17 protein-coding genes, 1 tRNA gene and 1 other RNA gene are annotated in these 20,104 nt (G+C 70.8%); 8 read left to right on the top strand and 11 right to left on the bottom strand.

What is annotated here, in order from left to right; genetic code table 11:
* Positions 1 to 24: 24 nt before the first annotated feature.
* The 4 genes from JOF44_RS02165 to JOF44_RS02180 all read right to left on the bottom strand — a co-directional run bounded on the left by JOF44_RS02165 (position 25) and on the right by JOF44_RS02180 (position 6,476).
* The gene (locus JOF44_RS02165; RefSeq protein ID WP_209886797.1) at positions 25 to 942 is read right to left on the bottom strand and encodes a hypothetical protein; all 918 of its coding nucleotides are present in this window, start codon (positions 940 to 942) and stop codon (positions 25 to 27) included.
* A 161-nt stretch (positions 943 to 1,103) separates the two neighbouring features.
* A complete protein-coding gene (locus tag JOF44_RS02170) occupies positions 1,104 to 4,265 on the bottom strand; it encodes a bifunctional [glutamine synthetase] adenylyltransferase/[glutamine synthetase]-adenylyl-L-tyrosine phosphorylase (protein WP_209886800.1) in 3,162 nt (1,053 codons plus the stop codon).
* Between the two features lie 35 nt (positions 4,266 to 4,300).
* Complete coding sequence (locus JOF44_RS02175) at positions 4,301 to 5,638, bottom strand: glutamine synthetase family protein (RefSeq protein ID WP_209886803.1); 1,338 nt, start codon at positions 5,636 to 5,638, stop codon at positions 4,301 to 4,303.
* Positions 5,639 to 5,795: 157 nt separating this feature from the next.
* Positions 5,796 to 6,476 (bottom strand): hypothetical protein, encoded by a 681-nt coding sequence (locus tag JOF44_RS02180; RefSeq protein WP_209886806.1) that lies wholly within the window; start codon positions 6,474 to 6,476, stop codon positions 5,796 to 5,798.
* Between the two features lie 287 nt (positions 6,477 to 6,763).
* Between JOF44_RS02180 and panB the strand changes: the two genes are divergently transcribed.
* The gene (gene panB, locus JOF44_RS02185; RefSeq protein WP_342591640.1) at positions 6,764 to 7,585 is read left to right on the top strand and encodes a 3-methyl-2-oxobutanoate hydroxymethyltransferase; all 822 of its coding nucleotides are present in this window, start codon (positions 6,764 to 6,766) and stop codon (positions 7,583 to 7,585) included.
* Positions 7,586 to 7,680: 95 nt separating this feature from the next.
* Here the strand turns inward: panB and JOF44_RS02190 are convergent, their stop codons facing one another.
* Positions 7,681 to 7,884 (bottom strand): SPOR domain-containing protein, encoded by a 204-nt coding sequence (locus JOF44_RS02190; protein WP_209886809.1) that lies wholly within the window; start codon positions 7,882 to 7,884, stop codon positions 7,681 to 7,683.
* A 38-nt stretch (positions 7,885 to 7,922) separates the two neighbouring features.
* On the opposite strand from JOF44_RS02190, the gene map reads away from it, so the two are divergent.
* Both map and ppgK read left to right on the top strand, forming a co-directional pair.
* Positions 7,923 to 8,810 (top strand): type I methionyl aminopeptidase, encoded by an 888-nt coding sequence (map, locus tag JOF44_RS02195; protein WP_209886812.1) that lies wholly within the window; start codon positions 7,923 to 7,925, stop codon positions 8,808 to 8,810.
* Between the two features lie 140 nt (positions 8,811 to 8,950).
* The gene (gene ppgK / locus JOF44_RS02200; protein ID WP_209886815.1) at positions 8,951 to 9,754 is read left to right on the top strand and encodes a polyphosphate--glucose phosphotransferase; all 804 of its coding nucleotides are present in this window, start codon (positions 8,951 to 8,953) and stop codon (positions 9,752 to 9,754) included.
* A gap of 19 nt (positions 9,755 to 9,773) precedes the next feature.
* Here the strand turns inward: ppgK and rnpB are convergent.
* An RNA gene (gene rnpB, locus JOF44_RS02205) (RNase P RNA component class A) lies at positions 9,774 to 10,138 on the bottom strand.
* A gap of 129 nt (positions 10,139 to 10,267) precedes the next feature.
* On the opposite strand from rnpB, the gene JOF44_RS02210 reads away from it, so the two are divergent.
* Entirely contained in the window at positions 10,268 to 11,047 is a 780-nt protein-coding gene (locus JOF44_RS02210) for a YaaA family protein (protein ID WP_209886819.1), read from the top strand.
* Positions 11,048 to 11,282: 235 nt separating this feature from the next.
* Here the strand turns inward: JOF44_RS02210 and JOF44_RS02215 are convergent, their stop codons facing one another.
* From JOF44_RS02215 to JOF44_RS02225, 3 genes are read right to left on the bottom strand one after another with little or no spacing between them, the layout of a single operon-like run.
* Positions 11,283 to 12,131: a Nif3-like dinuclear metal center hexameric protein gene (locus JOF44_RS02215; protein WP_209886822.1), complete on the bottom strand. Its 849-nt coding sequence runs from the start codon at positions 12,129 to 12,131 to the stop codon at positions 11,283 to 11,285.
* Positions 12,128 to 12,592 carry a Fe-S cluster assembly sulfur transfer protein SufU gene (gene sufU / locus JOF44_RS02220; RefSeq protein ID WP_209886826.1) on the bottom strand — a complete coding sequence of 155 codons (465 nt, stop codon included), beginning with the start codon at positions 12,590 to 12,592 and terminating at the stop codon, positions 12,128 to 12,130. The genes JOF44_RS02215 and sufU overlap by 4 nt, the downstream gene beginning before the upstream one ends.
* Positions 12,589 to 13,866, bottom strand: coding sequence for an aminotransferase class V-fold PLP-dependent enzyme (locus tag JOF44_RS02225; protein ID WP_209886829.1), 1,278 nt, complete (start codon positions 13,864 to 13,866; stop codon positions 12,589 to 12,591). Before JOF44_RS02225 ends, sufU begins: the two co-directional genes overlap by 4 nt.
* Positions 13,867 to 14,139: 273 nt before the next feature.
* Between JOF44_RS02225 and JOF44_RS02230 the strand changes: the two genes are divergently transcribed.
* Positions 14,140 to 14,316, top strand: a complete 177-nt coding sequence (locus JOF44_RS02230; protein WP_209886832.1) for a hypothetical protein — start codon at positions 14,140 to 14,142, stop codon at positions 14,314 to 14,316.
* A 70-nt stretch (positions 14,317 to 14,386) separates the two neighbouring features.
* Here the strand turns inward: JOF44_RS02230 and JOF44_RS02235 are convergent.
* A tRNA-Val gene (locus JOF44_RS02235) sits at positions 14,387 to 14,460 on the bottom strand.
* A 79-nt stretch (positions 14,461 to 14,539) separates the two neighbouring features.
* The gene (locus JOF44_RS02240; RefSeq protein WP_209886836.1) at positions 14,540 to 14,959 is read right to left on the bottom strand and encodes a DUF3052 domain-containing protein; all 420 of its coding nucleotides are present in this window, start codon (positions 14,957 to 14,959) and stop codon (positions 14,540 to 14,542) included.
* A gap of 318 nt (positions 14,960 to 15,277) precedes the next feature.
* Here JOF44_RS02240 and aceE point away from each other — a divergent pair, with 318 nt between their 5' ends.
* The 3 genes from aceE (at position 15,278) to JOF44_RS02255 (ending at position 20,097) form a co-directional block, all read left to right on the top strand.
* Positions 15,278 to 18,022, top strand: coding sequence for a pyruvate dehydrogenase (acetyl-transferring), homodimeric type (gene aceE / locus JOF44_RS02245; RefSeq protein ID WP_209886839.1), 2,745 nt, complete (start codon positions 15,278 to 15,280; stop codon positions 18,020 to 18,022).
* 114 nt (positions 18,023 to 18,136) lie between these two features.
* Positions 18,137 to 19,087, top strand: a complete 951-nt coding sequence (locus JOF44_RS02250; protein ID WP_209886842.1) for an ACP S-malonyltransferase — start codon at positions 18,137 to 18,139, stop codon at positions 19,085 to 19,087.
* A gap of 2 nt (positions 19,088 to 19,089) precedes the next feature.
* Entirely contained in the window at positions 19,090 to 20,097 is a 1,008-nt protein-coding gene (locus tag JOF44_RS02255; RefSeq protein WP_209886845.1) for a beta-ketoacyl-ACP synthase III, read from the top strand.
* The last annotated feature ends 7 nt before the right edge of the window (positions 20,098 to 20,104 follow it).

Below are 20,104 nucleotides of genomic sequence, written 5' to 3' on the forward strand. Positions count from 1 at the left end.
GTCCTCGATCGCGCGGGTCGATCCTCAGTCGAGCCCGTCGATGCCGCCCTTGGCGCGCAGCAGCGACAGCAGCAGATCCTTGGGCCCGGAGGCGGCCCCGAGCGCGCATTCGTCGGGCTCGAAGGACCAGGCGCTGCGCAGGGAGCGGAACACCTCGAACTCGGCGTCGCCGGTGCGCAGCGGCACCGCCTGGTACCCGCCGGCCTCCGGCAGGTGGATGATGAACGCCCCGGTCAGCTCGGGCATCTCCCGCACGGTGCCGTCATCGTCCAGCAGCTCTTCGGCGCGGCACACCGCCACCCCCTGCAGCGCATAGTCCCCGCGGACCTTCTTGGAGGTCTTGATGTCCGCGCTGAGCAGGGTGTTGCCGATCTTCACGATCGCGTCGGTGGTCCCGGCATAGCCGACGGTGTGGTTGACGACGGTCTGCTCGACCTCGACGAACTCGGGCTGGTAGTCCTCCAGGAAGCGGGCGTAGCCGTCCAGGCGGACGTCGGCCCGGGCGATCAGGGCACCGGGATCCTTCTCCGTCACGAACGCCCCCTGCTCGGCGCGCATGGATTCAGCGATCCCGCCGACCTCGTCCGCCGAGGGCCGGGAGCCGCTGGTCCCCCACAGCTCGCAGGCCGCATGGACCAGGGTCCCGAAGTCCGCAGCGCTCCTGGTGTACTCCGGAGCGGCCGCGGCGATGCGCTTCTGGGAGCCCCACTTGTCCCGGGAGACCCGGGAGATCTCCGCGGCGGCGCGGTCCGGATTGCGATCCAGCCACGCATACATCTCCAGGGCACGCTTCGAGGCCATCGTCGCGTACCAGCCCTGCAGGAAGTCCTTCGCACGCATACCCGAGACCGTGGTGATCGACGGGTACAGCAGCGGGCCCTCGGGCTCGAGTCGGTACATGCGGCCGCGCGGGGTGTCGGCGCTGAGCTTCGGGGTGGTCATGGCTCCTCGGGAGCGCGCCGGCGGGCGCGATGGACGACGGGGACAGGGAACACGGTACGACGCGACCGCGGCGCGATGACGCTGCGGGGCCCGGACGCGCCGGAGGGCGCGCGCGGGTCACAGGCGGGCGGAGCCGCTCGGCCATGCTCACTCCTGGCTGCTCACTCCTCCCCATCGAAGATGAGGCGTTCGGCGATCATTCGGGCTCGACGGGTCAGGCGCAGGTACCGCTCCTCGAGATCGGAGGCGGAGGTGTCGTCCCCGTCGATCAGCCAGGCGAGGGCGAGCAGCTCGGTGCGGTCCGAGGGCAGCACATCGCCCTCGCGCCGCTTCCACAGGAACAGGCAGCGGCGCACCTGCCAGGCCAGACCCCAGGCCTCGGTGAGCTCGTCCCTCTCGCGGGCGGTGAGCAGCTCCGCCTCCGCGGCGGCCTCGAGCTGGGTCAGCGTGTGGGTGGTGCGCATGCCCTCGACCTCGTGGCCGTGGTCCATCGCGAGGATCTGCGCGCACCATTCGACGTCGGTCATGCCGCCGCGACCCAGCTTCAGATGGCGGGAGGGATCCGCGTTGCGCGGCAGCCGTTCCGATTCGATCCTCGCCTTCATCCGCACGATCTCCCGGCGCGAGGACTCATCCAGCCCGCCGGCGGGATACCGGTGGCGGTCCATCTCCTCGATCAGCTGCTCGGCGACGGCGGCCGAGGCCACCACCGGGCGGGCCCGCAGCAGCGCCTGCTTCTCCCAGGTCTGGGCATCGCGCCGGTAGTAGTCGGTCCAGGCCTCGAGGCTGCGGGCCAGCGGGCCGATCTTCCCCTCCGGGCGCAGATCGGCACTGACCTTCATATCGGTGCCGGCGGCGGGAGCGTTGAGGATCCGCTGGGTCTGGGTGGCCACCGCGATCGCGATCTCCCCGGCGCTGCTGCCGGCGCCGCGGTCGAGCACCAGGAACTGCACGTCGGCGTCGGAGGCGTATCCCATCTCTCGGGCCCCGAAGCTGCCCTGGGCGAGGATGGCCATCTCGATGCCGAGGGCGCGGGCCGGATCCGTGCGCCGCTCGCGCAGCCGCTCGGCGGTGTCGACGTCGACCTCGTCGATCTCGTCGAGGGTCTCCGCGTCGTCGTCGACCACCTCCCGCTCCCGGGCCACGACGTGGAAGGCGACCAGCAGCCCGGCCTCGAGCACGGCCTCGGCGAGATCCGTCAGCGCGCGAGAGACCTGCGCGGGTGTGGCCACGCCGGTCAGGTGCGCCAGCGCGATGCGCAGCAGCTCGCGGCTGCGGGAGCGGCGCAGCACGTCCCGGGCGACCTCCACGGAGTCCACCCGCGAGATCACGGCCAGGAACTCGCGGCCCAGCACGTCCCGGTCCAGCGGCCGCAGCAGCTCGTCGCGGGCCAGCCAGCGCACCGCCTCCGGGATCTGCTCGAGCTGTTCGCCGACGAAGCGGCTGGCCGCCAGGACCCGGGTGAGGCGTTTGGCCGCCAGGCCGGAGTCGCGCAGAAGCCCCAGGTACCAGTGGGCCGAGCCGATGGTGTCCGACAGGCGGCGGAAGGAGAGCAGGCCGAGGTCGGGGTCGATCCCGTCGGCGAACCACTCCAGCATGGCCGGCAGCAGCTGGCGCTGGATCTTCGCACGCCGCGAGATGCCCTCGGTCAGCGCCGAGATGTGGCTGAGCGCCCGGGCGCCGTCGCGGTACCCGATCGCGGCCAGGCGGGCCGTGGCCGATTCGGGGGTCAGCGAGATCTGGCCGTCGGACAGCTGCGAGGCGGTCACCAGCAGCGGGCGGTAGAAGATCTCCTCGTGCAGCTGACGCACCCGGCGCCGGGTGCGGTTGTAGCGCTGATGGAACTGGTCCTGGGTCAGCCCCATCGTGCGGGCGAGTCGCCGCAGGTCCGCCCCCGAGGTGGGAAGCACCTGGGTGCGTCGCATCCGGTGCAGCTGCAAGCGGTGTTCGATGCAGCGCAGGAACCGGTAGGCCTCGTCCATCTCGACGACATGGTCGCGGGAGATGAACCCGCCCTCCCCCAGCCGTGCCAGGGACTCCAGGGTGGACCGACTCTGCAGACGGGAATCCGTGCGGCCGTGGACCATCTGCAGCAGCTGCACGGTGAACTCGACGTCGCGCAGGCCGCCGGGGCCGAGCTTGATGTTGCGGTCGACCTCGCCGCGCGGGATGTGGGCGACCACGCGGCGGCGCATCGCCCGGGTGTCCTCGACGAAGCTGTCCCGGGTCGAGGCCTGCCACACCCACGGCTCGACCATCTCCTCGAAGTCGCGGCCGAGGGCCACGTCCCCGGCGGCGGCGCGGGCCTTCAACAGGGCTTGGAACTCCCAGGAGTGGGCCCATTGGTCGTAGTAGCGGCGGTAGGAGTCCAGGGTGCGCACCAGCGGCCCGTCCTTTCCCTCGGGCCTCAGGTTCGCATCGACCTGCCACAGAGATCCCTCGCCGGTGCGGTCCGAGGCGGCGCGGGCCAGCTCCCGGGCCAGCGCGGAGCCCAGGGCGACCAGCTCCTCCTCGTCCACGACGCCGTCCTCGTCGGCCGTGCCGCCCTCACCGTCCTGGCTCTCCTGACCGGCCTCGCCGCCGTACCCCGGGGCCGGGGCGATGACGTGCATGACGTCGACGTCGGAGAGGAAGTTCAGCTCCCGAGCCCCGGTCTTGCCCAGCGCGATCACGGCCCATCGGATCTTCTCGTGGCCCGTCACCGCGGCACGGGCGATCGCCGCGGCGGCATCGAGGGCCGCATCGGCGAGGTCGCTGAGCGCGGCCGAGACCTGGGGCTGCAGCGCGGTGGGATCGGGAGCGAGGACGTCGGCCGCCGCGATCAGCACCAGGCGTTCGTGGTAGGCGACCCGCAGGGCATCGCGCATCTCGCGCGCGCCCTCGTCGGCGACGGGGACGGAGGCCGACGGGTCCGCCCCGACGGCGCGCAGCAGCGTCTCGCGGACGTCGGCGGCGCTGACGGTCAGGTCGTCGTCCCCCTCCCGCAGCGCCTCGAGGCTCTCGGGATGACGGGCGAGGAAGTCGCCGAGCGCGACCGAGGTGCCCAGCAGGCGGATCAGCCGGTCGCCGTGGCTGCCGCGGGTCCCGACCGACGCCAGGAAGTCGTCCATCAGCGCCTGCTGCCCGGATTCCTGGGCGGATTCCGCCAGGCGCAGCAGGCCGAGCACCGCGTCGTCCCCGTCGGCCGTCGCCCCGAGGTGCTGGATCGCCCCCTTCCCGAGGGCGGCGAGCACCGGCTCGTCCAGGAATCGCTGGACCCGGTCGGTGCGGCTGAATCCCAGGCGCGCGAGGGCACCGGTGGTGGTGGGCGGCTCCGTCGCCATCGCTGCGTCCTCCTCTCTGCTGCCCTCAGGTGCGCTCAGACCCGGCTGAAGGTCGAGGCGAGCTCGTAGTCGGTCACCTGCTCGCGATAGCGCTGCCACTCCTGCTGCTTGTCACGCAGGAAGAACTCGAAGACCTGCTCACCGAGCGTGGAGGCCATCAGCTCGGAGCTCTCGAAGGTCTCCAGCGCCCGGAACAGGTCGGTAGGCAGCGGCTCGATGCCCATCGCGAGACGCTCCCGCTCGGTGAGGTCCCAGACCGCGTCCTCCGCGCCCTCGGGCAGCTCGTACTCCCCCTCGATCCCGGCCATGCCCGCGTTCAGCAGCACGGCGAGGGCGAGATAGGGGTTCGCGGCGGAGTCCAGGCCGCGGAATTCGACGCGGGAGCTGGTGCCCTTGGTGGGCTTGTGGAACGGCACCCGCACCAGGGCGGAGCGGTTGTTGTGGCCCCAGCAGACGTAGCTCGGGGCCTCCTGCGCTCCCCACAGCCGCTTGTAGGAGTTCACCCACTGGTTGGTGACCGCGCTGTACTCCGGGGCGTGGCGCAGCAGCCCGGCGATGAACTGGCGACCCACCCGGGAGAGCCCGTACTCGGCGCCGGGTTCGTGGAAGGCGTTCTTGCCGCCCTGGAACATCGACAGGTGGGTGTGCATGCCGGACCCGGGCTGGTCGATCATCGGCTTGGGCATGAAGGTCGCCACCTGCCCCATCGACAGGGCGACCTCCTTGACCACGGTGCGCAGGGTGATGATGTTGTCCGCGGTGGTCATCGCGTCCGCGTAGCGCAGGTCGATCTCGTTCTGGCCGGGACCGTTCTCGTGGTGGGAGAACTCGACCTGGATGTTCATCGCCTCCAGGTGCTGGATGGCGGTGCGCCGGAAGTCCTGGCCCTGCCCGCGGTGGACGTGGTCGAAGTAGCCGGCGTTGTCGATCGGTGCCAGCCGCTCCCCCGGCCGGTACGGCTCGTCGAACAGGTAGAACTCGATCTCGGGGTGGGCGAAGAACTCCAGGCCCTTCTCCTCCGCCCGCGACAGCGCCTCACGCAGCACGCGGCGGGGATCGGAAGCGGCGGGCTCCCCGTCCGGGGTGAGCACGTCGCACATCATCCGTCCGGTGGCATTGATCTCCCCGCGCCAGGCCAGCAGCTCGAAGGTGGACGGGTCGGGGCGCAGGATCATGTCGGACTCGTAGCTGCGGGTGAGCCCCTCGATCGTGGAACCGTCGATCCCGATGCCCTCGGTGAAGGCGGTCTCGAGGTCCGACGGGGAGATCGCGATGGACTTCAGCGTCCCCGCGATGTCGCAGAACCACAGCCGGACGAAGCGCACGTCGCTGTCGGAGACCTTCCGGATGACGTCATCGTGGAAATGTTCCATGGGGCCAGTGTGCCTCAGGGGCGGCGACCGTCGTCGCCACCGGGACCATGCGGAACGAGAGCTGGGCCGCCCTCGCACGAGAGATGGGCGGCTCTCGCACGAGAGCGGGGCCGCCCATCCGAATCGCTTCGCCCGATCACCGCGATCGGTCGACGGATCAGCCCGCGATGTACCACTTGCCGTCGTCGGCCTTCTCCATGGAGACCTCGGTACCGGCCGCCGAGATGGTGATCGTCCCGTCGTCGTTGCCCTCCGCCTCGAGCATGTCCTCGGTGATCACGTCGACGACCTCCGGCGTGAACTGCTCCATCTGTCCGCTGGACTCCAACTCATCGACGCAATCGGTGAGGCCCTCGCCGCTGGCCGGCTCGCCGGTGCTGGGATCGAGCATGACGCTGCACGCGGCCTCGGCATCCTGCTCGCCCAGGGCCTCGAAGAACGTGAGCACCCGCTGCTTGGCGGCGCCGAGCTCCTCCTCGGCCACCTCGCCCCCGGTCGCGGGGTCATCCCCGCCCTCGTCCGTCGCGACGTCATCGCCCCCGTCGGTGCCGGCATCGTCCTCGTCATCCTCGGCGGCGGTGTCGTCGCCTTCGTCGGACGCGGCATCGTCCCCCTCGTCGGCAGCGGCGTCACCCTCATCGGCGGCGGCGTCGTCGCCCTCTGCGGCGGCGCCGTCACCGCCCTCCTCGGCGGGCTGCTCCTCGCCCGCAGGGTCCTGCGAGCCGTCCTCGTCGCCACCCCCGAGCAGGCTGCCGCAGGAGGATGCTCCCGCCACGATGGCGAGGGCCCCCAGGCCCGTCGCCGCTCCCCGAACCGTTCTGCGCATGATCGTCGTCATGTCCTGTTCCTCCCTCATCACCCACATGGTGCCGGTTTCCCTACCGACTCAGGAACAGACTGCCATGAGTCCGGCGGGGGCGGTATGGGGAGAACTCCCCGTCCGGCCCGGGGTCCTCCTCGGCGGGTGCTCCCGCGGTGCCGCAGCCGACGCGGCGCCACCGCCGCTCACCGCCCTGCGCACGCCGATAGGCTGTGTGCTCACCGGTTCCAGCGGCCGCCCCGGCACGCGCCGAACCGGCGGCCCTCTCGGCCCCCGCCTCCCTCGATCCGTCCAGGAGCATCATCGTGAGCACACCGTCCGGCCCCGTCGGCCCCGCCAAGGTCCGCATCCGTCATCTGCACGACGCGAAGGACCGTGGGCGGCCGTTCTCGATGCTCACCGCCTACGACCAGTTCTCCGCGCAGGCCTTCGAGGAGGCCGGCATCGACGTGCTGCTGGTCGGGGATTCGGTGGGCACCACAGTGCTGGGGCACTCCTCGACCACCGCCACCACGCATCAGGACATGCTCACCTTCACCGGGGCGGTCGCCCGCAGCGTGCACCGTCCGCTGGTCGTGGCCGACCTCGCCTTCGGCACCTATGAGACCGGACCGCTCGACGCCGTCCGGCACGGTGTCGAGCTGATCCGTGCCGGCGCGGAGATGGTCAAGCTCGAGGGCGGTCACGCGGTCGCGCCGCAGATCCGGGCCCTGGTCGAGGCCGGCATCCCGGTGATGGGCCATCTCGGCTTCACCCCGCAGTCGGTCAACGCCCTGTCCGGACACCGGGTCCAGGGACGCGATGCCCACGCCGCTGATCAGCTCGCCGAGGACGCGGTGGCGGTCCAGGAGGCCGGCGCCTCCGCGCTCGTGCTCGAGCTGGTGCCGGCCTCGGTCGCCGCCCGCATCACGGAGGTGGTGCAGATCCCCACCATCGGCATCGGTGCCGGTCCGGCCTGCGACGGTCAGGTGCTGGTGTGGCAGGACATGGCGGGCCTGTCCGGCTTCCACGGAAAATTCGTCAAGACCTTCGCGGATCTGCGCCGCGACCTCACCCGGGCGGCCGAGCAGTACCGGGTCGAGGTCGGGGAGCGCTCCTACCCCGGCGAGGAGCACTCCTTCGAGTGAGGAACCGCGCCGAGAGCGAGACCGTCATCGTGGGCGCCTCGGATCCGCCTGACCCGCCCAGGATGACGGTCTCGATCGGACCGCGGCGTCCGCGCTCAGCCCTTCTCGTCGCCGGCCGCGCCGTTCCAGTCGGCGTCGGCCTCGTCCCACTGCTCGTTGCGGCCCTCCGCGATGCTCAGCGCGTGCTGCGCCGCCTCGCGCGAGTCGTAGGGGCCCATCAGCTCGGTCGCCGGGGACTGCCGGCCCTCCTCCACCGTCTTGGTGGCGAGGTTGTAGTAGAACTCCGTGGCCTGGCTCATGTCGGATTCCTTCCCCTGTCGGTGAGAGACTGATGGGTATGACTGTAGATCAGGTGTGGACCCGTCCTGAAGGCCGCGAGCTGCTGGTGCCCGGCACGGTGAGCCCGCGACGTGCGGTGCCCGCGCGCATCGAGCGCCCCGAGTACGTGGGCAAGGACGAGGCGGTCTCCGACTCCGGCCCCAAGGTCCAGAGCGCCGACGTGATCGAGCGGGTGCGCGAGGCCAGCCGCGTCGCGGCCCTCGCCCTGGCCGCCGCCGGCGAGGCCGCCGTGCCGGGCGCGACCACCGACCACATCGACGAGGTCGTCCACGACGTGCTGATCGAGCACGGCGCCTACCCCTCCACCCTCGGCTACCTGGGCTTCGAGAAGTCCTGCTGCACCAGCCTGAACGAGGTCATCTGCCACGGCATCCCGGACTCGACCGTGATGCAGGCCGGCGACATCCTCAACGTCGACGTCACCGCCTTCCTCCACGGGGTCCACGGAGACACCAACGCCACCTTCGAGGTGGGCGAGGTCCACCCCGCCGCGCACGATCTCGTCGAGCGATCCCACGAGGCGATGATGCGCGGCGTCAAGGTCGCCAAGCCCGGCCGCGAGGTCAACGTCATCGGGCGCGTGATCGAGAAGTTCGTGGCCCGGCACGGCTACGAGTCGGTGCGGGACTACACCGGCCACGGCGTCGCCGAAGGCTTCCACAACGGCCTGGTGATCCCCCACTACGACTCCGCTCCCCTGTTCGACGACGTGATCGAGGAAGGCATGACCTTCACGATCGAGCCCATGGTCACGATCGGCTCCCAGGCCTGGGAGCAGTGGGACGACGGCTGGACCGTGGTGACCAAGGACCGCTCCTTCACCGCCCAGTTCGAGCACACGATGCTGATCACCGACCAGGGTCCTGAGCTGCTCACCGTCGTGTGAGGGTCGGACGCGGCCGCGAACGCGGTCCCTGACCATCCCTGACCAGCGGGGTGCGGGTATCGTGACCGCCGTGAGCGCCCCGGCGGCGGCGCGACCCGCCGGGCGACATCGCGCCCGGTGCACCGGATTCAGGAGGGGTGATGGCGAAGAAGCACCGCAGGGCGTTCGGGATCGACATCGGCGGCAGCGGCATCAAGGGTGCCCCGGTGGATCTGTCCACCGGTGAGCTGACCGCGGATCGGGTGCGGATCCCCACCCCGCAGCCGTCGCTGCCGGATGCGGTCGCGGACACCGTCGCTGAGCTGATCTCGTCCTTCGACCTCGACGACGAGATGCCCGTGGGGGTCACCTTTCCCGCCGTGATCCAGCACGGCGTCGCCCAGACCGCCGCGAACGTCGACGACTCCTGGATCGGCACCGACGTGGACGCCCTGCTCACAGAGCGCACCGGACACGACGTGTTCGTCGTCAACGACGCCGACGCCGCCGGCATCGCCGAGATGGACTTCGGGGCGGGCCGCAAGAAGAAGGGTGTGGTCCTGGTGATCACGCTGGGCACCGGCGTGGGCAGTGCGATGTTCGTCGACGGCACGCTGGTGCCCAACGCCGAGCTGGGCCATGTGCTGCTGCACGGCGACTCCGCCGAGAAGTACATGGCCAGCTCGATCCGGGAGCGCGAGGACCTGGACTGGGAGACCTGGGCCGCGCGGCTGCAGGAGTACTTCTCCCACATCGAGTTCCTGTTCAGCCCCGATCGCATCATCGTCGGCGGCGGGGTCTCGAAGAAGCACAAGCATTTCCTGCCGCTGCTGGATCTGAAGACCACGATCGTGCCGGCGAAGCTGCGCAACGAGGCCGGGATCATCGGGGCCGCGTCCCTGGCCCGCCAGGAGCAGAAGGCGCTGGCGAAGAAGGCCAAGAAGGACGCCGAGAAGACGAAGTAGTCGACCTGCAGGCGCGGGGCGGACCAGCCGGCCTGTAAGCCGGGTTCTGTGATCGGCAGCCATCCCTCTCGGATCGCCGTTGCCGACGACCTCCAGCGGTCTACCCGGGAACTCGGGCCGGCGCCCTCGAATGTTCCCTGTCTGACCTTGCTCCCGGTGGGGTTTACCGTGCCGACCTCGTCGCCGAGGCCGCGGTGGTCTCTTACACCACCCTTTCACCCTTACCGCCGGTGCCCCGCAGGGCGTCGGCGGCGGTCTGCTCTCTGTGGCACTGTCCCGCGGATCACTCCGGGTGGGTGTTACCCACCACCGTGCCGGATGGAGCCCGGACTTTCCTCGACCCCGGAGCGTGAGCTCCGAGGACGCGACTGCCCGGCCGACTGGTCCGTTGCCAGTCTACGCCGACCAGCGGACCGGGCCGGGCCCGCCGATCGGCTCAGGAGTGCTCTGGCGTGCGGAACATCTCCCCACCTGCTGTCGGTGCGCCGGCAGGGCACGGCTCAGAATGGTCGGGTGCTGATCCTGCTGCCGCCCTCGGAGACCAAGACCCGCCCCGCCGACGAGGGCGCCGCTCCGCTCGAGCTCGCCTCGCTCGGCCTGCCCCAGCTGACCGAGGCGCGCGGCACTGTCCTGCGCGCCGCCCAGCGCACCGCCGCCGCGCAGAACGGCGCGGCGATGCTCGGCGTCCCCGCCTCCTCCCCGGAGCTGCTGGAGCGCATGGCGCGGATCGAGGCGGAGCCGACCGCCGGCGCCCTGGCCGTCTACTCCGGGGTGCTGTACGACCAGCTCCGCCGGGACCACTCACCCGCCGCGGATCGCCGCGTGCTGGTCCAGAGCGCCCTGTTCGGGCTCGTCGACGCCGACGTCGACCGGATCCCGGCATATCGCCTCTCCGCCGGCTCCACCCTCTCCCGCCTCGGCAAGGCGGGTTCCTGGTGGTCGCCGCGCCTGAAGCCCCTCGCCGGCGAGCTGCGCCAGGAGCAGGCGGAGTCCGGATCCCCCGTCGTCATCGACTGCCGCTCCGGCTCGTACCGTTCCATGATGACGATGCGCAGCGGCGACGGCGTGCGCGTGCTCGAGGTGTCCCCGGTCCAGGAGCGCGCCGGGGTGCGGAAGGTGATCTCGCACGACGCCAAGCGGTACCGCGGACTGGTCACCCGCGCGCTGCTGGAGGCCGAGCGGACGCCGACCTCGGCCGACGAGGCCGTCGACGTCGTCCGCACCGCTTTCGGGACGCAGCTGCAGGTCGAGCTCGAGGGCGACCGCCTGGTCGTCGTGGACCGGGTGGGCTGAGCCGTCAGGAGACCCTGCCCACGTGCCTGATCTCCTGCCGACTCGTCCCTCGTCAGCACGTCGATCAGACCCCGCCCACGTGCCTGATCTCCTGCCGACTCGTCCCTCGTCAGCACGTCGATCAGGCCCTGCCCACGTGCCTGATCTCCTGCCGACTCGTCCCTCGTCAGCACGTCGATCAGGCCCTGCCCACGTGCCTGATCTCCTGCCGACTCGTCCCTCGTCAGCACGTCGATCAGGCGGAGCGACCGCCCCACGGGTCGGTGGTGTGCGTGCTGACCAGCACCTCGAGACCGGGCACGGTCTCGGTGAGCAGGTCACGGGCCAGCGGTAGCCAGAGCGCCTCGCTGGCCGCATGCGGCACGTCGAGCAGCGCCGGCACGGCAGCCGGATCCGCGTTCGCCTCGACATGCTCGAGCGCCGGATGGTGGCGCAGGTCCGAGGTGATGTAGGCGTCCACCCCCGCGGCGGCGGCCTGCTCGAGGAAGGAATCTCCCGCCCCGGGGCACACCGCCACCCGTTCGACCTCGCGGTCGCCCGGGCCGGTGTGCAGGATGCCGCGGGCGGTGGCCGGGACGAGGTCGGCGACGACGCGGGCGAGGGCGCCGACGGTGGTCGGCTCCGGGAGCTCACCGATCGCGCCGAGGCCGAACAGGCTCGAGCCGTGGGCCCCGTCCTCGGCCTCCTGCGCCGGGATCAGCGGCTGGGCGCCGCGCAGATCCAGCGCCCGGGTCCAGGCACCGACGGTGCCGCGGGTGGAGCGGTCGACGTTCGTGTGCCCGCACCACAGGGCGACACCGGAGCGCAGCAGATGCGTGACGACCGCGCCCTTACCCTCGTCGGCCGGCAGGAAGCTGGCACCGCGCAGCAGCAGCGGATGGTGGGTGACCAGCAGCTCGGCATCGCGGCCCACGGCCTCGCGCGCCACCTCGAGGGTGGGATCCACGGCCAGCAGCACCCGCTGGACGTCCGCCGCGCGCTCCCCCAGCACCAGACCGACCCGGTCCCAGTCCTCGGCCCAGGAGAGCGGGTAGGTCTCCTCGAGGATGCCGGTGACGGAGCCGACGCTCGTCGGCGCGCTCATCGTCCCGCCTCCTCGCGGGCCTCGACCAGAGCGGCGCGGTAGGCCTTCCAGGGCATCAGCACGCACTTGACGCGGGCGGGGAACTTGGCGGCGCCGAGCAGCGCGACGCCGTCGCCGATCAGGTCCTCGTCCCCCTTGAGCGTGCCCCGGGAGCGCATGGCCTCCTCGAAGTGCTCGCGGACCGGTTCGACCTCGGCGACCGTGCGGCCGATCAGGAGGTCCGCCATGATCGAGGCGGCCGCGCGGCTCATGGCGCAGCCGATCGCGTCGTAGGAGACGTCCTCGATCCGCTCGTGCTCGCTGTCCCCGGACAGCTGCAGGCGCAGGGTGATCTCGTCGCCGCAGGTGGGGTTCACGTGGTGGACCTCGGCGTCGAAGGGCTCGCGCAGCCCGGCGTGCAGGGGCCGCTTGTCGTGCTCGATGACGAGCTCGGTGTACAGGGAGTTCAGTGCGGTGCTCATGACAGCGACCTGAAGAAATCGGCGGTGCGGGCGACGCCGTCGACGAAGGCATCGACCTCGGCGGCGGTGGTGTGGACGGAGAAGCTGGCGCGGGTGGTGCCGTGCAGTCCGTAGCGGCGGTGCAGGGGCCAGGCGCAGTGATGGCCGACCCGCACCTCGATGCCGAGCGAGTCGAGCACCTGGCCGACGTCGTGCGGGTGGCGGCCGGCCAGCTCGAAGGAGACCGCACCGGTGCGCTCGGGCGCCAGGGCGGGGCCGATGATCCGCACGTCCTCGAGGGCGGCGAGCCCGCGCAGCGCCCGCTGGGTCAGGGCCCGTTCGTGGTCGGCGACCTGTTCCATCCCCAGGGCGGCGAGGTAGTCCGTCGCGGCGGCGAGGCCGACGGCCTGGCTGATCGGCGGGGTCCCGGCCTCGAAGCGGGCCGGGGGCTCGGCGAAGGTGGAGTGATCGAGGTGGACCATCTCGATCATCGAGCCGCCGGTGAGGAACGGGGGCAGGGCGGCGAGGTGCTCGTAACGGCCCCACAGCACCCCGATGCCGGTGGGACCGAGCATCTTGTGCCCGGACAGCGCGACGAAGTCCGCGCCGAGCGCGGCCAGGTCGTACGGCATGTGGGGTGCCGACTGTGCGGCATCGACGACGGTGAGGGCTCCGACCGCGCGGGCCGCCTCGAGCAGGCGGGGCAGCGGGGTGATGGTGCCCAGCACGTTGGACTGGTGGGTCAGGGCGAACACCTTGGTGCGCTCGGTCAGCAGCGCGTCCAGGTCCGTCAGGTCCAGCGTGAAGTCCTCGGCCATCGGGATCCACCGCAGGGTGGCCCCGGTGCGGCGGGCCAGCTGCTGCCACGGCACCAGGTTCGCATGATGCTCCATCTCGGTCACGAGGATCTCGTCGCCCTCGCTCACCCGCAGATGGTCCGGGGTGGAGCCGTCCCCGTCGCCCAGGGAGTGTGCGACGAGGTTCAGGGCCTCGGTGGCGTTCTTGGTGAACACGACCTCGTCCGGGGACGGGGCACCGAGGAAGGCGGCCACCCGGTCACGGGCTCCCTCGTAGGCGTCGGTCGCGGCGGCCGCCATCCGGTGTGCTCCGCGCTTGACGGCCGCATGGTCGCGGGTGAGGTAGTCGACCTCGGCGTCGATGACCTGCCGGGGGCGTTGCGAGGTGGCGCCGCCGTCGAGGTAGATCATCGGGGTGTCCGGATCCAGCATGCGTTCCAGGATCGGGAAATCCGCCCGGATCGCTTCGACGTCGAACTCTCTGCTCGGTGCACTCACCTGCGCGGTTCCTCCTCGGTTCGGTGCCGGTCGCGGCGTGGGCACCCTGCTGGATCAGATCTGCGGGTTCGGTCCGTCGGGCGATCCACCGGGGGCGGTCGCGACCATCCCGGCCAGTATAGGAACCATCCAGGATGCGGCGCCGGGACGTGAGATCCTGCCTGTACCCGCTACCCGCTCATCGCCCACGGTGGAGGAGTTCTCATCGACACCCTGATCCTGCTTCTGTTCGGTCTGACGGCCCTCGCCTTCGTCGCGGTCGCCGTCATCCGGATGATCTCCCATCAGCGCCGGGAGAAGGAACGCGCCCGGGCCGACGGCTTTCCGTCCGGGGAGCGTCCGCGCACCGAGGAGCAGAAGGGGCGCGACAAGCAGACCGCGATGATCTGGGGCTGCGCCGCCCTGGCGGTGCCCGCGGTGCTGGCGCTGGCGTACTTCTTCACGCGGTGAGTCGGTGTGCGGCAGCGTCCCGTGCAGTCCCCCGCGCAGGCTGTGCCGCGCAGAGCGAGATGTGTTCCGGTGGGTCGTGAGGGGCTCGAACCCCCGACCTTCTGGGTGTAAACCAGACGCTCTGACCAGCTGAGCTAACGACCCGGGCAGGGGCAGGGCCCCCGGTGCTCCCCGTCGGGGAGGCCCGTCCGTCCCGGATCCGGGACGGTGATCACCGTGATGATCAGTTCGTGCGGCTGGCCAGGCGGGTGCCGGTCCAGTCCGGGGCCAGGCTCATGGAGCTCATGACTCGCAGCCCGGCGATCCCGGCGCTCTCCTGGATGTCGCCCGGGGCGACATGGCCATCGCGCCCGGCCTTCGGGGTCAGCACCCACACGGGCGCTCCGGGGGCGAGTGTTGTGAGGGTGTCGACCATGGCGTCGGTGAGATCACCGTCGCCGTCGCGCCACCACATGATCACGCCGTCGACGATCTCCTGGCTGTCCTCGTCCTCGAGGTCCTCGCCGAGGAGGTCCTCGATGGCATCGCGCAGGTCGTGATCGACATCGTCGTCGTAGCCGAACTCCTGCACGATCTGGCCCGAGGTGAAGGTCAGCACTTCGGCAGGAGAGCTGGACGAAGTGGCGTCGGCCGACGGTGACAAGAAAGAGCTCCTCACAAGAAAGGGGACATGCTGGATGCGCCAGCTCGGACGGCACCCGAGGGGGCCAGGACGAACTGTGCGCGCATGAGTCTATGTCACCGGGCACCCTCCCGCACTCCGCACGGCGGGACCTCCGCCCCGGGGCGGCTGCCGATCCGTCCGTGATGTTCGCCGTCTCACACGTGAGGAGGTCCGGTGAAGGAGTCCGGCAGGCGGTGCGACGGTAGGCTGAGGGGAACCCAGGTTGACGGAGCCGTGCCCATCGGCGCCCACTGCTCCCGACGCCGGTCCATCGCCTCCCGTAGAGAGAAGGACAGTGTGAGCTCGCACGAGACCCCTCGTCCCATCGGCATCAACCTGCCCAGTCATGCGCAGGACCCGGACCCGGAGGAGACGCGGGAATGGCTGGACTCGTTCGACGGACTCGTCGAGCACCGCGGCACCGATCGCGCCTCCGAGGTGGTCCAGAGCCTGATCCAGCATGCCCGGGACCAGGATCTGCATCTGCCGGACTCGCTGACCACCGACTACGTGAACACGATCCCCACGGATCATCAGCCGGAGTACCCCGGTGACGCGGATCTCGAGAAGGAACTGCGCAACATCAACCGCTGGAACGCGGCGATGCTCGTCCATCGCGCCCAGAGCCCCGGCGTCTCCGTCGGCGGCCACCTCTCCAGCTACGCCTCCATCGCCACCATGTACGAGGTCGGGTTCAACCACTTCTTCCGCGGTCGCGACCACGAAGGCGGCGGCGACCACATCTTCTTCCAGGGCCACGCCTCCCCCGGCATCTATGCCCGCGCCTACCTGATGGGCCGCCTCGGCCAGGAGGACCTCGACGGCTTCCGCCAGGAGTTCTCCAGCGAGCACGGCATGCCGTCCTACCCGCACCCGCGGGCGATGCAGGACTTCTGGGAGTTCCCCACGGTCTCGATGGGCATCGGCCCGGTCGCCGCGATCGAGCAGGCCTCCTTCGACCGGTACCTCGCCAACCGCGATCTGAAGGACACCAGCCAGCAGCACACCTGGGCGTTCCTCGGCGACGGGGAGATGGACGAGGTCGAGTCCCGCGGCGCGCTGCACATCGCGGCCAAGGAGCACCTGGACAACCTCACCTTCGTGATCAACTGCAACCTGCAGCGCCTGGACGGCCCGGTGCGCGGCAACGGCAAGATCATCCAGGAGCTGGAGAGCCAGTTCCGCGGTGCAGGCTGGAACGTCATCAAGGTGATCTGGGGCTCCGGATGGGACCCGCTGCTGGAGCAGTCCACCGACGGCGCCCTCATCGACCTGATGAACGCCACCCCGGACGGCGACTACCAGACCTACCGCGCCGAGGACGGCGCCTTCATCCGTGACAACTTCTTCGGCCGGGATCCCCGCACGAAGGCGCTGGTGGAGGACCTCTCCGACGAGGACATCTGGTGGAAGCTGGGCCGGGGCGGCCACGACGCCAAGAAGATCCACGCCGCCTTCCAGGCCGCGATGGACCACAAGGGCAAGCCCACCGTCATCCTGGCCCACACCATCAAGGGCTACCGCCTGGGCACGAACTTCGCGGGCCGCAACGCGACCCACCAGATGAAGAAGTTCACCCTCGAGGACCTCAAGGCTCTGCGGGACACCCTGCACATCCCGGTCACCGACGAGCAGCTGGAGTCGGGCAGCGTCTACGACGCCCCGCTGTACATGCCCGAGGACGATGCCCCGGTCATGAAGTACCTCAAGTCCCGCCGCTCCGAGCTGGGCGGGCCGATCCCCTCCCGCCGCACCGAGCACACGGCGCTCGAGCTGCCCGGCGACAAGGCCTACGAGGTCACTCGCCGCGGCTCGGGCAAGCAGGAGATCGCCACCACGATGGCGCTGGTGCGGCTGCTCAAGGACCTCATGCGGGACAAGCAGACCGGCAAGCGCTGGGTCCCGATCGTCCCCGACGAGGCCCGCACCTTCGGGATGGACTCGCTGTTCCCGACCGCGAAGATCTACAACCCCGACGGCCAGAACTACATGTCGGTCGACCGTGATCTGCTGCTGGCCTACAAGGAGTCCACCTCCGGCCAGATCAAGCACATGGGCATCAATGAGATCAGCTCCACCGCGGCCTTCACCGCGGCCGGCACCTCGTACGCCACCCATGACTTCCCGATGATCCCGTTCTACATCTTCTACTCGATGTTCGGGTTCCAGCGCACCGGCGACTTCTTCTGGGCCGCGGGCGACCAGATGGCCAAGGGCTTCGTGATCGGCGCGACCGCCGGCAAGACCACCCTGGCCGGCGAGGGCCTCCAGCACATGGACGGCCACTCCCCGATCCTGGCCTTCACGAATCCCGGCGCGGTCATCTACGACCCGGCCTACGGGTACGAGCTCGGGCACATCATCCGGGACGGCCTGCAGCGCATGTACGGCGAGGACGACCGCCTCCAGGAGGTCTTCTACTACATCACCGTCTACAACGAGCCCCTCGTGCAGCCCGCAGAGCCGGAGGGCCTGGACGTCGACGGCCTGCTCAAGGGCATGTACGTCCTCGAGCCCGCTGCCGAGGGCGAGGGCCCCGAGGCCCAGCTGCTCGCCTCCGGCGTCGGCGTGCCGTGGGCCCGCCACGCGCGCGAACTGCTGGCCGAGGACTGGGGCGTGCGCTCCACCGTGTGGTCGGTGACCTCCTGGGCGGAGATGCGCAAGGAGGCCCTGGAGGCGGAGTCGCACAACCTCCTGCACCCCGAGGATCAGCGCACCCCGTGGATCACCCAGCGACTGGACGGCGTGGACGGACCCTTCGTGGCGACCTCCGACTACGACTACCTGGTCCCGGACCTGATCCGCGAGTGGATCCCCGGCGCCTACGGCGTGCTCGGAGCCGACGGCTGGGGCTTCTCGGACACCCGTCCCGCCGCCCGTCGGCACCTGAAGATCGACGCGCACTCCATGGTCGTCAAGACCCTGCAGCTGCTCGCCCGCGAGGGCAAGGTCGACCCCTCGGTGGTGCGTCAGGCCATCGACAAGTATGACCTGAGCAACGTCAACGCGGGCCAGTCCGGCTCCTTCGGCGGCGAGTCCTGATCACTGCTTCGGGGTGCCCGTGATCGTCTGCGGGCACCCCGAAGCCGTCTCCGTCCCCCGGCCTCGCCCCACCGGGCGGGACCGTTCCCCTTCCCCTCTCCCCTGGAGGTTCCCGTGCTCGCGATCGTCTGCCCCGGCCAAGGGGCCCAGAAGCCCGGCTTCCTGAGCCCGTGGCGTGAGCTGCCCGGCGTCGAGGACACTCTGGCCTCGCTCTCCGAAGCGGGCGGCGTGGACCTCCTGCGCCACGGCACCGAGTCCGATGCCGACACCATCCGCGACACCGCCGTGGCCCAGCCGCTCCTGGTCGCCGCCGGCATCATCGCCTCCGCGCAGCTGCGCGCCGAGGGGGACCTGGCCCCTGCCGATGCGATCGCCGGGCACAGCGTCGGGGAGCTGACCGCCGCGGCCCTGGCCGGCGTGCTCACCGATCAGGACGCGATGCGCCTGGTCGCCGTCCGCTCCACGGCGATGGCGCAGGCCGCCGCGGCCGAGCCGACGTCGATGGCGGCGGTCGTCGGCGGCGCCCGCGAGGACGTGCTCGCCGCGATCGAGCGGCACGGCCTGCACGCCGCGAACATCAACTCCGCCCAGCAGGTGGTGGCGGCCGGTTCCGTCGAGGCGATCACGGCCCTCGGCGAGGACGGTCCGGCGAAGGCCCGTGTGATCCCGCTGCAGGTCGCCGGGGCGTTCCACACTCCGTACATGGCCGGCGCCCGCGAGGAGCTGGCCGCATTCGTCCCCTCGCTGACCGCGAGCGATCCCTCCGTGCCGCTGATCTCCAACGCCGGCGGCGACGTCGTCACGGCGGGGTCCCGCTATCTCGACCAGATCGTCACCCAGGTCGCCTCCCCCGTCGACTGGGAGGCCTGCATGGGGACCCTGCGCGAGCGGGGCGTGACCGCGATGCTCGAGCTCGCCCCCGCCGGCACCCTCATCGGACTGGCCAAGCGCGATCTCAGGGGGATCGCGACCGCATCCCTGAACACCCCCGACGATCTCGAGGCCGCCCGCGAGCTCGTGCGCGAGCATGCCGGCGCCGCCCCCATCGAGGACCAGGAGAACTGACCATGACCTCACGCGTCACCCTCCCGCCCCAGCCGACCGTGCCGGGCTCGCAGGTCCTCGCCTACGGCGCCGCCCGCGGGGACCTCGTCGTCCCCAACGAGGACCTGATCGAGCCGATCAACTCCTCCGACGAGTGGATCCGCCAGCGCACCGGCATCATCACCCGCACGCGCGCGAGCACGGAGATCGGCGTCAAGGACCTTTCCCTGACCGCCGCGAAGGAGGCCATCGAGCGCTCCGGCATCGAGCTGGACACCCTCGATGCGATCATCGTCTCGACCATCACCTTCCCGTACCAGACCCCGTCGCTCGCGACGCTCCTGGCCGGCCAGCTGGGCCGACCCGACGTCATCGCCTACGACATCTCCGCGGCCTGCGCGGGCTTCGCCTACGGCATCGGCCAGGCCGACGCCCTGATCCGCACCGGCAGCGCCCGCAACGTGCTGGTGATCGGCGCGGAGAAGCTCTCCGATGTCGTCGATCCCACCGACCGCTCGATCTCCTTCCTGCTGGGCGACGGCGCAGGGGCCGCGATCGTCGGCCCCAGCGAGGAGCCGAAGATCGGCCCGACGGTCTGGGGCAGCGACGGCGACCACTGGGACACCATCCGCATGACCGGCTCGCTGATCCAGTTCCGCGACGGCGAGGGCCCGTGGCCCACGCTCGAGCAGGACGGACGCACCGTCTTCCGCTGGGCCGTGTGGCACACCGCGAAGAAGATCCGCGAGATGCTCGAGCAGTCCGCTCTGACCGTCGAGGACATCGACGTGTTCGTGCCGCATCAGGCCAACATGCGCATCGTCGACGAGCTCGCCAAGCAGCTGGGCCTCGGCGAGGACGTGGTGATCGCCCGGGATATCGCCGAGACCGGCAACACCTCCGCCGCCTCGATCCCGCTGGCGACCCACCGTCTGATCGAGGAGGGCGCGGCCAAGAGCGGCGACGTCCTGGTGCAGTTCGGCTTCGGCGCCGGGCTGGCCTACGCCGGACAGGTGCTGATCCTCCCCTGATCGTGCG

This window comes from Brachybacterium fresconis, assembly GCF_017876515.1.
Taxonomy (GTDB): domain Bacteria; phylum Actinomycetota; class Actinomycetes; order Actinomycetales; family Dermabacteraceae; genus Brachybacterium; species Brachybacterium fresconis.

Excerpts from the sequence above, each read along its gene's own strand:
- JOF44_RS02165 (WP_209886797.1), bottom strand. The coding sequence starts at position 942 with ATGACCACCCCGAAGCTCAGCGCCGACACCCCGCGCGGCCGCATGTAC.
- JOF44_RS02170 (WP_209886800.1), bottom strand. The coding sequence starts at position 4,265 with ATGGCGACGGAGCCGCCCACCACCACCGGTGCCCTCGCGCGCCTGGGA.
- JOF44_RS02175 (WP_209886803.1), bottom strand. The coding sequence starts at position 5,638 with ATGGAACATTTCCACGATGACGTCATCCGGAAGGTCTCCGACAGCGAC.
- JOF44_RS02180 (WP_209886806.1), bottom strand. The coding sequence starts at position 6,476 with ATGACGACGATCATGCGCAGAACGGTTCGGGGAGCGGCGACGGGCCTG.
- JOF44_RS02190 (WP_209886809.1), bottom strand. The coding sequence starts at position 7,884 with ATGAGCCAGGCCACGGAGTTCTACTACAACCTCGCCACCAAGACGGTG.
- map (WP_209886812.1), top strand. The coding sequence starts at position 7,923 with ATGACTGTAGATCAGGTGTGGACCCGTCCTGAAGGCCGCGAGCTGCTG.
- ppgK (WP_209886815.1), top strand. The coding sequence starts at position 8,951 with ATGGCGAAGAAGCACCGCAGGGCGTTCGGGATCGACATCGGCGGCAGC.
- JOF44_RS02215 (WP_209886822.1), bottom strand. The coding sequence starts at position 12,131 with ATGAGCGCGCCGACGAGCGTCGGCTCCGTCACCGGCATCCTCGAGGAG.
- sufU (WP_209886826.1), bottom strand. The coding sequence starts at position 12,592 with ATGAGCACCGCACTGAACTCCCTGTACACCGAGCTCGTCATCGAGCAC.
- JOF44_RS02230 (WP_209886832.1), top strand. The coding sequence starts at position 14,140 with ATGATCTCCCATCAGCGCCGGGAGAAGGAACGCGCCCGGGCCGACGGC.
- JOF44_RS02255 (WP_209886845.1), top strand. The coding sequence starts at position 19,090 with ATGACCTCACGCGTCACCCTCCCGCCCCAGCCGACCGTGCCGGGCTCG.